The organism is Ohtaekwangia sp. (assembly GCF_036786105.1).
Taxonomy (GTDB): domain Bacteria; phylum Bacteroidota; class Bacteroidia; order Cytophagales; family Cyclobacteriaceae; genus Ohtaekwangia.
Map to the genome: position 1 here is coordinate 38398 of NZ_DAIQRQ010000010.1, position 14061 is coordinate 52458.

Sequence of the window (14061 nt, forward strand, 5' to 3'; positions counted from 1 at the left end):
TCTTCTATAACAGCAACCCTGTATACGACTATCCTGCTGGCGACAAGATTGCTGCCGCATTGAAGAATGTAGAGCTTTCAGTTGCTACCAGCTATAAAGAGGATGAAACCGGAACGCTGACACACTATCTTGCTCCGGACCATCACTTCCTCGAAGCATGGAATGATGCCGAGCCTAAGAAAAATTTCTTCAGCCTTGGTCAGCCTGCCATTACGCCGATTTTCAAATCACGTCAGGCACAGGAAAGCCTCCTGGTATGGGCGAATGAACCAAAAGCAGATTACTTTGAATTTGTAAAGAACAACTGGAAGAACTGGTTCTATAAAGATCAGTCTGTAGACTTCCAGAGCTTCTGGGATAAGTGCCTGTACGATGGTGTGTATGAACAGCCTGCAACAGCCGCTGCCGCTGCAGCAACATTCGCGGGCAACGTAAGTGCCGCTGCGGATGCTATTGCAAGCAACTACAAAGCAGGTGCATGGGAACTGGTGATCTATGAAAGTGGTAACATCGGTAATGGCACACAGGCGAATAACCCGCTGCTGCAAGAGCTTCCGGATCCGATCACAAAAGCAACCTGGGATCACTATGTAACAGTAGCTCCGAAAGATGCTAAAGACATCGACTTCTCTGAAAGCGTTACAAAATATGCTACTATATCCATCGATGGTAAGAGTGTAAAACTTCCGATGCTGGTACAACCCGGCCAAACTCCGGGTACCATTGGTATACCAGTAGGATACGGTCGTACAAAAGCTGGAAAGGCTGCCGATGGTATAGGACAAAATATATATCCTTTTATAGGAATGGTGAATGGTTCACTGAGCTATTCAGCTACTGTGAAATTCGAGCCTACAAAAGAAACGTATCAGATCGCCCAGACACAGACCCACAATACGTACATGGGCCGCGAAACAGTAGTGCAGGAAACATTACTGACTGAGTACAAAAACAAGAATTGGGATCGTGAGTTTCATCCAAAGGTTGCTACCTGGACCTCACCGGATCATAAAGTTGCTCCTGGTGAACTTTCATTGTGGAAGGGCCACGAGTATAATAATCACCACTGGGCAATGTCTATTGACCTGAACACTTGTACAGGTTGTGCGGCTTGCGTGGTGGCATGTAACGTAGAGAACAACGTAGCGTTGGTAGGTCGCGAAGAAGTGATCAACCGCAGGGAAATGCACTGGTTGCGTATCGACCGCTACTATAGCAGCGATGCTCCGGCTGATGATTGGAGAGGTGTTGAAGTGGCTTCTGAAAACCCAGAGGTTGTATTCCAGCCGATGCTGTGCCAACACTGTAACAACGCACCTTGCGAAACAGTATGTCCGGTAGCAGCAACGACACACAGCACAGAAGGTCTCAATCAAATGACTTATAACCGTTGTATCGGTACACGTTACTGCGCAAACAACTGTCCTTATAAAGTAAGACGTTTCAACTGGTTTAAATACCACGACAACAGCAAGTTTGAGTCTGCGAACCCGGCCATGAACACTGATCTTGGCAAGATGGTGCTCAACCCGGATGTAACCGTTCGCTCACGCGGTGTAATGGAAAAATGTTCATTCTGCGTGCAGCGTATCCAGGCTGGTAAACTCAACGCGAAGAAGGAGAGAAGACCAGTGAAAGATGGAGAAGTAACAACAGCTTGTGCTGCTGCCTGCTCTACCGGTGCTATTGTGTTCGGTGATATTAACAATCCTGAGAGCAAGATTTCACAACTCCTCCGCATTAAGCCTCTCGATGAAACAAGACCTCATCGTATTGATAAGATTGCAGAGAACCCTCGCGCTTATCAGGTGTTGGAAGAGATCGGCGTGAAACCTAACATCTGGTACCTCACGAAGGTTAGAAATAAAGATGCAGCAAAAGCGTAGGCCCGGTATAAGCGCTTCATTTAATTGAAGAATACTGAGCAAAGCCACACACTCACACACGAATAACTTATAACGAATAACGGATAACTTTTTAAAATAAATGCAAGTTACGTCATCAGTTCGCGATCCCCTGGTAACCGGAGGTAAAACGGTAAAAGATGTTTCGCACGATATCAGCCGGCACGTAGAGAACAAACCGCCAAGATCATGGTGGTTGGCACTGGCTGTTTCACTGGTACTCTTCGTCTACGGATTTTACTGTGTTTGTACTGTACTGTGGAACGGTATCGGAATGTGGGGACTCAATAAAACAGTAGGTTGGGCATGGGACATCACCAACTTTGTATGGTGGGTTGGTATCGGTCACGCGGGTACCTTGATCTCTGCGATCCTTCTGTTATTCCGCCAGAAATGGAGAATGTCTATTAACCGCGCAGCAGAAGCGATGACAATCTTCGCCGTTATTTGTGCCGCTACTTTCCCGTTGATCCACATGGGCCGTCTGTGGCTCGGGTTTTACTGGGCACTTCCGCTGCCTAACGCATTCGGATCACTTTGGGCAAACTTCAACTCACCTCTGTTGTGGGACGTGTTTGCGATCTCTACATACTTCACCGTATCATTAGTGTTCTGGTATATCGGTTTGATTCCTGATTTTGCTACCATCCGCGACCGCGCTGTAGTGCAGGGAAAAAACATCAGAGCACAAGTATATAATGCATTGAGCTTCGGCTGGCAGGGTGGCGCCAAAACCTGGATGCGCTACGAAGCTGTGGCCTTGATCCTTGCAGGTCTTTCCACACCGCTTGTATTGTCCGTTCACACGATCGTATCCATGGACTTTGCTACATCGGTTATTCCTGGATGGCATACAACGATCTTCCCTCCATACTTCGTTGCCGGTGCGATTTTCTCTGGATTCGCCATGGTGTTGACGCTATTGCTGATCACTCGTAACGTATTTAAACTGGAAGATTATATCACAATTTACCACATCGAATTGATGAACATCATCATCATCGTAACAGGTTCAATTGTTGGTATCGCGTATATCACCGAGTTGTTTATCTCCTGGTACTCAGGAGTAGAATACGAAGGATATGCTTTCTATAATCGCGTTCAAGGTCCGTATGCATGGTCTTACTGGTCCATGATGACTTGTAACGTGATCTCTCCTCAACTTTTCTGGATCAAGAAGATCAGAACCAGCATCGTGGCAACATTCGTACTTTCGATCGTTGTGAATATCGGTATGTGGTTCGAGCGCTTCGTGATCATCGTAACATCACTGCACCGTGATTACCTTCCGTCAAGCTGGACTATGTTCCACCCGACTATGTATGATATCGGAGAGTACATATTCACCTTCGGCCTGTTCTTCACGGCATTCCTTCTGTTTGCGAAGTTCTTCCCGGTAATCAACATGGCAGAAGTGAAAAGCATTGTACGATCAGATTCTGAGAAAGTGTCGCACAGTACACATGTAAATGAAGAAGTTCACGCTTAATTAAGACTTTTGAAGAAATGGATGCAGATAAAAACTTTGTAGTAGGCGTATTTGATAACGAGGAGGTGCTGCTTGACGGCATCAGCCAGGTACGCTCAAATGGTCTTAAAATTCATGATGTGTTTTCACCATTCCCGGTACACGGTATTGACGATGCCCTGGGATTGAAGAGATCACGTCTGCCAAGAGCGGCTTTCCTGTTCGGTCTCACCGGTACAACGCTGGCACTTACCATGCAGATATGGATGCTTGGGTATGACTGGCCGATGATCATTGGTGGTAAGAACTTTGCATCTCTGCCGCCTTTCATTCCGGTAACGTTCGAGCTAACCGTACTATTGTCGGCACTGGGTATGGTAGCAACCTTCATGATCGTGAGCGATCTGAAACCTTACAGATGGCCACGCCAATTCGATGTGCGCAGTACAGACGATAAGCACGTAATGGCGATCGACCTGGCATTGAATGCAGGAAAAAGCAAAGAAGAGATCACCCGCATTCTGAAGAGTGCAGGAGCGTCTGAAGTAAACGAAAAGAATTTTGAATAATCATAGAATATTGACCATGCGTTTTGTAACAAGCTTGTTCGTGGGACTTTCGGCAGCAGCGCTGCTAACATCATGCGGTGCGGGTGGTGAAGATCAGGGTACTGAGTATGCACCGAATATGTATCACTCTGTAGCCTATGAACCCTATACTCAAATCGTGGATGAAGATGCAGGACGTTGGGTAACTTCCATCGATTATCCGGACGGCCACGCAGAATATTTCAACTCCAACAAGTTCAATCCTAACCGGATGAACATGCGCGAACCGGCTCCCAACACAGTAAGCCGTAACAAGAACGGATGGCTTCCTTATCGCCTCGGTAAAGACAGCCTCGCGTATGCAGCCGCACATATGAAAAATCCGCTAGACTCTACCGCAGAGATCGTAGCAGCAGGTAAAGTGTTGTACGAAACATATTGCGATCATTGCCATGGTCCAAAAGGAGCCGGCGATGGTAAAGTAGCAGCTGGTGTAAAGATCGATGGTGTGCAGAAAGGAAACTATAATGGTGTTCCTGACTACAGATCAGATGCATTGAAGAACATCACAGAAGGACATATCTTCCACGTGATTACACATGGTAAAGGTTTGATGTGGGCACATGGTTCTCAGATCAGCCCTGAAGATCGCTGGAAAATAGCGAAGTACGTAAAGACACTACAAAAATAGGTTAGTCTCTTGCTGAAGAGCAGGCGACAGAAGCTTAAACGGATAACAAATAAGACAAACGAATAACGGAACGGAAATGGCTCATCACGTAGAAGTTGCTGAAGAACAATATGTATTTAAACCGGAGACCAGAAAGAAGCTGTTCATACTGCTTGCAGTAGGGATTGTAGTGTTCCTCCTGGGGCTTGTGTTAGCCATGAATGACAGTGGTCATCATGAAGAGCACGGTGCGGCAGGACATGGTCATGCGGCAGTGACAGAAGCAGGCAAGCTGGTAGCATCGGCTGATCAGCATGGTGCGGCTTCAGAAGGTCACGAACATGCTGCTGCCGGAGCTGAGCATCATGAAAAACCTACCTGGTTAAGAAGATTATACAGCACGCTCTGGATGAACAATATTTTCTTCACAGGTCTGGGCATCATCGGTTTATTCTTTGTTGCCATTCAGTATGCTGCGCAAGCTGGTTGGTCAGTAGGGGTGAAGCGCATTCCCCTGGCAATGGGCAGTTGGATACCATTTGCCGGCATATTGATGCTGGTACTTTGGTTCATCACAAGCCACGATATTTTCCACTGGACACACGATTATCTCTATCAGGCCGGTGGTCCGCAATTCGATAAGATCATCAACAAGAAAGCTCCTTTCTTCTTTTGGCCTTTGGCAGGCGGTACATTCCCGCTCTTCTACATTGCCCGTATGGTAATTTTCTTTGGTCTGTGGTACTATTTCTTCGTGCAGATCAGAAAGAACATGCTTGCTGAAGATCTGGAGCCAACCAATGCTTACTGGTATAAAAATCGCGTTACCGCTACGCTCTTCCTGATCATATTTGGTGTAAGCTCTTCGGTATCTGCCTGGGATTGGGTCATGAGTATCGATACCCACTGGTTTTCAACCATGTTTGGCTGGTATGTATTTGCCAGCTGGTGGGTAACAGGTCTTGCTACCATTACATTGATCGTAGCACACCTCAAGTCTGCAGGTTATCTGAAAGTTGTTAACGCAAACCACCTGCACGATCTCGGTAAGTTCTGCTTCGCATTTTCTATCTTCTGGACTTATATCTGGTTTGGTCAATTCCTGTTGATCTACTATGCAAACATTCCTGAAGAAACTGTATACTTCGTTGAGCGTATGAAAACAGGTCCTTACAGCTGGATCTTCTACTTCAACCTGATCGCGAACTTTGTTCTTCCATTCCTGTTATTTATGACAAGGGATGCCAAGCGTCAGATTTCAACATTGAAACTTGTTTGTCCCATCATTATCATCGGTCACTGGTTTGATTTCTTCAACATGGTAACTCCTGGTGTAATGAAACAAGACGGAGTAGTTGGATTTATGGAAATCGGTGTGGCATTGATTTTTGCTGCAGCGTATCTGCTGGTCGTACTGAGTGGTCTTGCGAAGATGCCACTGTTCGGAAAGAACGATCCTATGTTACAAGAAAGTCTTCATCACCACATTTAATATATTGAAAACGCTATGATGAGTTTGATTATTTTTCTAGGTGTTGTTCTGGTCCTTGGGATCCTGTTTCTGATCTTCCGGATCAGCACCCTGGTAAGTATTGCGAAAGGAAAGAAAGAAGGTTATGTAGGTGCCAACAACGGCATTCACGGTACACTTTTCATCCTTTTCCTGGTGTTGGGGTTAGCTGGATTTTTCTGGTATTCATTCACATACTTTGACCAGTATACATTGCCGATCGCTTCTGAGCACGGCAAAAAGACAGATACATTGTTCTGGATTACGATGGGCGTTACAGTAGTAGCCTTTGTGATTATCAGTATCGTAATGTTCGTGTTCATCTATCAGTATCGCTATCAGGAAGGGAGAAGAGCTAAATTCTTCCCGGATAATCACTACCTCGAATTGACCTGGACGATTATCCCTGCCATTGTATTAGCTGTACTGATCTTCACAGGTCTGCGCACATGGAATGAGATTACTGCACCTGCTTCAAAAGAAGCTGAGGTGATTGAACTTGTGGCACAGCAATTCGCATGGACTGCACGCTATCCTTCCAAGGACAACCAGCTTGGAAAAGTAAATTATAAATTGATCGATGCGGTGAATGAATTCGGTCTTGATCTGACTGATAAAAATTCATTCGATGATTTCAAATCGCTGGAGCTTCACTTCCCGGTAGACGAAGAGATCCTGTTGAAGATCAGAGCAAAAGATGTATTGCACAGTGTATTCCTTCCGCACTTCCGTGTGAAGATGGATGCCGTGCCAGGTATGCCTACACAATTTAAATTCAAGGCAACCAAGACTACTGAAGAGATGAGAACGGAAACCGGTAACCCGAATTTCAACTACGAACTTGCTTGTACAGAGATATGCGGTAAAGGTCACTTCTCGATGAGAATGCCGGTGATTGTTGAAGACAGAGAGTCTTATGATCGCTGGAAGGCTTCGCAGGAAGCTTGGTTGAAACAGAACCCTGACTACCTGAAAAATGTACCGGCTCAATTGAAAGAAGCTGCAATGATCAAAGCAGGTTTGCAGAAAGATCCTGGTGCCAACGTAGCAGCAGTGAAAGAATAAGAGGAGTTTTTTCGAATCTAAGAATTATCAAGACATGGCAACGACCGATATTCACATTCATCAAAACGTACATCACGATGATCACGGCCACGAGCACGATGAGCATCATGAAGGTAACTTTTGGACCACGTATATTTTCAGCCAGGATCACAAGATCATTGCAAAGCAATTCCTGATCACCGGTATATTCTGGGCGCTTCTCGGAGGAACACTTTCTGTGATCTTCCGTCTGCAACTCGGTTTTCCGAACATGAACCTGGAGTGGTTGAAACCTGTACTGGGCGGTTGGATTACACAGGAAGGAAAGCTCGATCCTGAGTTTTATCTGGCACTGGTAACAATGCACGGAACAATCATGGTGTTCTTTGTATTGACAGCTGGTTTGAGCGGTACATTCTCTAACTTCCTCATTCCTTTGCAAATTGGTGCACGCGATATGGCATCCGGTTTCATGAACATGCTTTCATACTGGTTCTTCTTTCTGTCAAGTGTAGTAATGTTTGTGTCGTTGTTTCTGGAAACAGGCCCTGCTGGTGGTGGTTGGACTATCTATCCTCCACTGAGCGCGTTGCCGCAGGCCATTAAAGGTTCAGGCACAGGTATGACGCTGTGGCTTGTTGCGATGGCACTATTCATTGTAAGCTCATTGTTGGGAGGTATTAACTATGTCACAACGGTTATTAATATGCGCACACGCGGTATGTCGTTTACGCGCATGCCACTTACCATCTGGGCATTCTTCTTTACTGCGATTATCGGTATACTTTCGTTCCCTGTATTGTTTGCAGCGGCCTTGTTGCTGATCTTTGATCGTAGCTTCGGTACAAGCTTCTACCTGTCGGATATATACATTGGTGGTGAGGCGTTGGCACACGATGGTGGTAGCCCGATCCTGTTCCAGCACTTGTTCTGGTTCCTCGGTCACCCAGAAGTATACATTGTATTGTTGCCTGCACTCGGTTTGTCATCAGAGATTATAGCGACCAACTCACGTAAGCCTATCTTTGGTTACAAAGCCATGATTGGTTCTATGTTATTCATCGCGATTCTCTCATTCATCGTATGGGCGCACCACATGTTCGTAACCGGTATGAACCCGTTCCTGGGATCAATCTTCATGCTGTTGACATTGATCATTGCTGTTCCTTCTGCAGTGAAAATATTCAACTATGTAACAACACTCTGGAAAGGTAACATTGTGTTTACGCCAGCGATGTTGTTCTCAATCGGTCTTGTATCATTCTTTTTGACAGGTGGTATCACTGGTATATTCCTGGGTAACTCTGCTATCGATATTCAATTGCACGATACATACTTTGTAGTAGCTCACTTCCACTTGGTAATGGGTAGTGCATCATTCTTCGGTATGCTGGCCGGTATATATCACTGGTTCCCGAAAATGTTCGGTCGTATGATGAACTCGACATTAGGACAGGTTCACTTCTGGATCACATTTGTCGGAGTATACATGGTGTTCTTCCCGATGCACTATATCGGTATCGCTGGTTTCCCCAGAAGATATTATTCATGGACGAACTTCGAGACATTCAGTGGATTTGCTGATCTGAACATGCTTGTTTCGATCGCAGCGATCATCACACTGGCAGCTCAGTTTATCTTCCTGTTCAACTTCTTCTATAGCATTTGGCGCGGTCGCTTGGCTCCGGCTAACCCTTGGCACTCTAACACATTGGAGTGGACTACACCACGCAATCCCGGTCACGGTAACTGGGTAGGAGAGATTCCTTCGGTATATCGTTGGCCTTATGATTATAGCAAGCCTGGTGCGAAAGAGGATTACATCCCGCAGCATATTCCATTCTCTGAAACACCTGAATCAAACCTGCCACACGAGAATGAGCTTATCAAGCTTGAAACATCGAATGGCGAAGGCGCGATTGTAATAGAAGGTAACAAACACTAATTTAAAATTAGTTCAAGGTTTCAGGTTCCAGGTTCTGTTGCGTTAAGCAAGAAGGACCTGGAATCTGAAACCTTAAACTTTATATCCCATGCGGTCCTTTCGTAGACTTACAATAGCGACACTCGTAGCGGTATATGTGCTGATCCTGGTAGGAGGGATTGTACGCAGTACCGGGTCAGGCATGGGATGCCCTGATTGGCCGAAGTGTTTTGGCAGTTGGGTTCCTCCAAAAACAATAGATGATCTGCCGGACAACTATAAAGACATATACGCTTCCTATCGTGAGAAGAAGAATGTCAGGTTCGCAAAATATCTGAATGCTTTAGGGATGGAGGATACAGCACAGAAACTGTTGAATGATCCATCCGTATTGCAGGAAAATGATTTTAATCCTACGAAAACCTGGATCGAATACTTCAACAGGATTGTAGGCGTAATCATCGGCTTTTTGATCTTCGCTGTATTTGTATCTTCTATACGTTTCTGGAAGATGGAGACAAGGTTAACGGTTATAGCACTGGTCGCATTTCTGTTGGTAGGTTTCCAGGGATGGATCGGTTCGTTTGTAGTGTCAACCAACCTCACACCGTGGACGATTACGGTGCACATGTTCCTGGCACTGTTCATTGTAGCTTTACTGGTATATCTCATTCACAGAAGCAGCTATGTTACGATGATCAACTCCGTTATTGGTTTCTGGTGGTTACTGGTGTGCATGGCTGTATTGCTGGTACAGACTTTACTCGGCACACAAGTGCGTGAAGCAATCGATCGGGTAGCAGTCTGGGCATCGCGCGAAGCGTGGGTATCTAACCTTGGAATCGAATTTATATTGCATCGGTCATTCTCCTGGATTGTGTTGATATTGCATGTGGGATTAATCCTGAATTTGCGTAAAACTGAAGGCTCAAAAGTTTTCCTCCTTACCCTAATCGTGCTAATTTTGGGCACCATTTTAACGGGTGCTGGCATGGCTTACTTCGCTGTTCCGCCCTACCTTCAGCCGGTGCATTTGCTGTTTGCCACAGCAACCTTTGGCATGCAGTTTATGCTTCTGCTGAAATTAAATCGTAAAGAAGAATCTGTAGCGTTAAACTGATGGTAGCCGAACAAACAAATCAACTAACGGGCATTGCAATAGCAGGAGCAAAGGCGAAAGCTTATTGGGAGCTATTGAAGTTCAGGCTTTCATTTCTGGTGGCATTCTCCTGTGCTTTTGGCTTTACATTGGCTTCAGCGCACGTTAACTGGTTTACACTTACCATGGTATTTATAGGAGGTTTCCTTTTGTCAGGATCTTCTGTTATCGTAAACCAGATCATCGAAAAAGATATTGATAAACTGATGACGCGTACGATGTCGCGTCCATTACCGACAGAGCGCGTATCAATAAATGAAGCCATTATGGTTTCTGCACTTTGCTTTATAAGTGGTGTCGGGCTTCTATTCATGTATACCAATCCGCTTACTGTAGCACTTTCCGTAGTGTCGATGCTTTTGTACAGCTTCGTATACACACCGCTGAAAAGGGTAGGGCCTATTGCTGTATTTGTAGGTGCTATACCAGGTGCACTCCCTCCGCTATTGGGCTGGACAGCTGCTACAGGCGCTATATCACATGAAGCATTAATAATTTTTGGAATACAGTTCATCTGGCAGTTTCCACACTTCTGGGCGATAGCCTGGGTAGCGGATGAAGACTATAAAAAAGCAGGTTTTAAATTGCTGCCGTCAAGTGGAGAGAAAGATCTGAACACAGCAATACAGATCATGATCTATACGATGTGTCTGATACCGTTGGGTATGCTGCCGGCCACATTCGGCATCACCGGTGTGAACTCAGCCATTGTAGCAACGATCTGTGGTGTATTATTCTTCGCGCAGACCTTCTCTCTGATGAAGTCAGGCGATAGAAAAGCAGCACTGAAAATTATGTTTGGGTCGTTCCTGTATTTACCGATCGTACAGATCGCTTACCTGTTAGATAAAGTTTGATGACGTGAGGAAAGGAGAAAGACAGTATGGCATTGGATATTAAAATAGTGGAAGAGGCAAAGAAGCCGCTGGCAATGAATCCGAAGAAATTCGGTTTGTGGCTTTTTATTGCTACGGTGATCATGCTCTTTGGAGCATGGACCAGCGCATACATAGTGAAGCGTGGCGACATGGGATGGTCTGAGATTGTAGTGCCTGACCTGTTTTGGGTAAACACAGCAATCATTATGTTCAGCAGTGGAACCATGATATGGGCTGTGCGTGCAGCGCGCAAGAATAATCAGGAGCAGTTGAAAGTAGCCCTGAGCATTACAACTATTCTCGGGATTGCTTTTGTGGTTGGTCAGTTCATGGCCTACAACCAGATGGTAGAGATGAAAGAGCATTTTACCGGTGGTCCAGTATCACATTCATTTGTATATGTTTTAAGCGGCGCACATGCTGTACACTTGATCAGTGGAGTTATATTTCTCATCATTGTGCTGGTATCTGCGTTTCGCCTGAAAGTTGATTCCCAAAACATGACACAAATAGAAATGTGTGCCACCTATTGGCATTTTTTGGATCTTCTTTGGCTATATTTGTTCGTTTTTCTGCTGTTAAACAAATAATCGGAAAAAGAACAAGTCGATATAAACCTTGAACCTGAAACACTTTAAACCTGAAATTTCAAACTAGAATATGGCAAGTACCTCAGTAGCAACAGCTCCCGGACGGAGCGCTTGGGATGGCGGAACATCACCTATGGGTGCCAGTTATGGTAAACTGATGATGTGGTTCTTTTTGCTGTCAGATGCTTTTACCTTCTCAGCACTCCTTATTACCTATGGTTTAGTGCGTTCTGCACACCCGGTGTTCGTAGGTTCTGTTCACGACTTTAAATTCTCTCAACATTATTGGCCTATACCTGAACGCGTATTTGAAGCAGTTCCTTTTCTGCATGGTGTAGAAGCTCCGCTCGTATTCGTAGGTATCATGACCTTTATTCTCATCATGAGCTCTGTTACCATGGTGTTAGCAGTTGAAGCTGGTCATCGTATGGATCGTAAAGCAGTTGAAAAATGGATGCTCTGGACAATCCTTGGTGGTATCTGTTTCCTGAGCTGCCAGGCTTGGGAGTGGTCTCACTTCATTCACGGAAGTGAAGCCGGCAGAGCCGTTGTAGAAGGTACGAAATTCTTTGGCGCTAACCTGGTGCATAACCAGTATGGTCCTCCCGATTTCGCAGCATTCTTCTTCTTTATCACAGGTTTTCACGGCTTCCACGTATTCAGTGGTGTGTGCCTTAACTTCCTGATATACTATAACACGGTAATGGGTGTATATGACAGAAGAGGTCATTATGAAATGGTTGAAAAAGTAGGTCTGTACTGGCACTTTGTGGATCTGGTGTGGGTATTCGTATTCACTTTCTTCTACCTCGTATAATCAAGATAAACGCTAACTGTTAATAGAATAAACATGGCACACGCTGAAGAAACTGTACACGTAAATGTATTGCCCCCGGATCACGTAAAAATTCGCAAACTGTGGATGACTGCGTTGATACTTCTCGTAATCACTGTTATCGAGTTTATCGTAGCATTTACAATATCACACGAATACAAAGACCTGCGCGTCTGGATATTCATTACGATGACGATTGTGAAAGCCGCTTATATCGTGGGTGAGTTTATGCACTTGCGTTACGAAGTAAAGGTTCTGATCTGGTCTATTTTGATACCCATGATCTTTGTAGTATGGATGCTTGTTGCCTTCCTGTATGAAGGTATGGCAATATCTGCCGTGAGATAATCCACACTATAGATTTAAGAGATATACCAGAGGCTTAGGTGCGAACTTAAGCCTCTTTTATTTGACAGATAACATGAATTCTTATAGTGCTATAGTTTAGCACTTCGCGTATGAAAGGTACTAAAGCAATCCTGCTCTTCCTGGCATTTTTACTACCCATTCTCATTTTCCTGTTTCTTAAATATTTCGGGAAGAATGAATTTGCAGTGGCTCCTCTCTTTGTAAATGAAATGCCGGAGATGCAAAGCGGATGCGGACCGGTAACATTGCCGTATCATGTGCAGGATAGCGTATTGGCGGCACTTCCATGGAAGCAGGACAGTCTTATACTAATTGTATTTGGGCAACCCGATAAGGAAGCCACTACGCAACTGAAGCGCATAGCAGAGGAAGTGGAGGGCGGCATTCAACAAAAAATCATCACCGAAGCTGAACCCAACTTTGTTTCCCTGAAGAAATGTACTTTCCTTTTGCAGGAACCTTTTGACCTCGTTCTGGTTGATAAGAAAGGAACCATCCGCGGTCAATACATAGCCAGCGATCGCGAGGACATCGACAGACTGCTTACCGAAGCAGCTATTATTTTGAAAAAATACTAATCGAAATATGGAACAGACACTCAACGTCAATCAACAAAAAGAGCCTTACAGAAAACTGATCATCGCCGTTTCTATTCTGATACCGGCAGTAGTAGCGGTTTTGTTTGGTGTAAAAATTCCAGGATACGACCTGTCATTTTTGCCTCCGATCTATGCCACCATCAATGGTATTACTGCTGTGTTGCTGATTGCTGCGGTAATAGCGATCAAAAATAAAAAGAGAAAGCTTCATGAAACGTTGATGAAGACGTGTATGGTGCTCTCGGCTGCGTTCCTGGTCATGTACGTTCTATACCACATGACAAGCGACTCCACACCATTTGGCGGGGAAGGGGTTATCCGGTATGTATACTTCTTCATTTTGATAACCCACATTCTTTTGTCTATCGTGATTATACCGCTGGTCCTGTTTACGTTCTCACGTGCCTGGTTTGGCAATTTTGAGCGACACAGAGCATTGGCTAAATTTGCATTTCCGCTGTGGCTTTATGTGGCGGTAACAGGCGTGATCGTATACCTGATGATCAGTCCGTATTATCAATAGTATCAGGTATAGCAGTTCCGCAGAGTAATAGAAGTTAAAC

General features: G+C 45.0%; 14 protein-coding genes. All 14 read left to right on the forward strand.

The genetic code is table 11. The features are described from left to right. The coding region (locus tag V7Q33_RS07060) for a 4Fe-4S dicluster domain-containing protein (RefSeq protein ID WP_333819379.1) at positions 1-1886 on the forward strand (1886 nt) is incomplete at its 5' end. A 100-nt stretch (positions 1887-1986) separates the two neighbouring features. Then, positions 1987-3393, forward strand: a complete 1407-nt coding sequence (gene nrfD / locus V7Q33_RS07065; RefSeq protein WP_331978149.1) for an NrfD/PsrC family molybdoenzyme membrane anchor subunit — start codon at positions 1987-1989, stop codon at positions 3391-3393. A gap of 17 nt (positions 3394-3410) precedes the next feature. Next, positions 3411-3941, forward strand: coding sequence for a DUF3341 domain-containing protein (locus tag V7Q33_RS07070; protein ID WP_331978151.1), 531 nt, complete (start codon positions 3411-3413; stop codon positions 3939-3941). Continuing rightward, complete coding sequence (locus V7Q33_RS07075) at positions 3934-4611, forward strand: c-type cytochrome (RefSeq protein ID WP_331978153.1); 678 nt, start codon at positions 3934-3936, stop codon at positions 4609-4611. The genes V7Q33_RS07070 and V7Q33_RS07075 overlap by 8 nt, the downstream gene beginning before the upstream one ends. A gap of 76 nt (positions 4612-4687) precedes the next feature. Beyond that, entirely contained in the window at positions 4688-6082 is a 1395-nt protein-coding gene (locus V7Q33_RS07080) for a quinol:cytochrome C oxidoreductase (protein ID WP_331978155.1), read from the forward strand. Between the two features lie 15 nt (positions 6083-6097). After that, complete coding sequence (locus V7Q33_RS07085) at positions 6098-7165, forward strand: cytochrome c oxidase subunit II (RefSeq protein WP_333819380.1); 1068 nt, start codon at positions 6098-6100, stop codon at positions 7163-7165. A gap of 34 nt (positions 7166-7199) precedes the next feature. Then, positions 7200-9089 (forward strand): cytochrome c oxidase subunit I, encoded by a 1890-nt coding sequence (locus V7Q33_RS07090; protein ID WP_333819381.1) that lies wholly within the window; start codon positions 7200-7202, stop codon positions 9087-9089. Positions 9090-9177: 88 nt separating this feature from the next. Then, positions 9178-10188 (forward strand): COX15/CtaA family protein, encoded by a 1011-nt coding sequence (locus V7Q33_RS07095; RefSeq protein ID WP_331978160.1) that lies wholly within the window; start codon positions 9178-9180, stop codon positions 10186-10188. Further along, a complete protein-coding gene (gene cyoE / locus V7Q33_RS07100) occupies positions 10188-11084 on the forward strand; it encodes a heme o synthase (RefSeq protein WP_331978162.1) in 897 nt (298 codons plus the stop codon). Before V7Q33_RS07095 ends, cyoE begins: the two co-directional genes overlap by 1 nt. Before the next feature lie 26 nt (positions 11085-11110). Then, on the forward strand, positions 11111-11695 hold the full coding sequence (locus tag V7Q33_RS07105) for a cytochrome c oxidase subunit 3 (protein ID WP_331978164.1): 585 nt from the start codon (positions 11111-11113) through the stop codon (positions 11693-11695). Between the two features lie 70 nt (positions 11696-11765). After that, positions 11766-12512, forward strand: coding sequence for a cytochrome c oxidase subunit 3 (locus V7Q33_RS07110; RefSeq protein WP_331978166.1), 747 nt, complete (start codon positions 11766-11768; stop codon positions 12510-12512). 33 nt (positions 12513-12545) lie between these two features. Continuing rightward, a complete protein-coding gene (locus V7Q33_RS07115) occupies positions 12546-12878 on the forward strand; it encodes a cytochrome C oxidase subunit IV family protein (RefSeq protein WP_333819382.1) in 333 nt (110 codons plus the stop codon). A 110-nt stretch (positions 12879-12988) separates the two neighbouring features. Continuing rightward, positions 12989-13477 (forward strand): hypothetical protein, encoded by a 489-nt coding sequence (locus tag V7Q33_RS07120; protein ID WP_333819383.1) that lies wholly within the window; start codon positions 12989-12991, stop codon positions 13475-13477. Positions 13478-13484: 7 nt separating this feature from the next. Beyond that, on the forward strand, positions 13485-14021 hold the full coding sequence (locus V7Q33_RS07125; RefSeq protein WP_333819384.1) for a DUF420 domain-containing protein: 537 nt from the start codon (positions 13485-13487) through the stop codon (positions 14019-14021). Positions 14022-14061 lie beyond the last annotated feature (40 nt).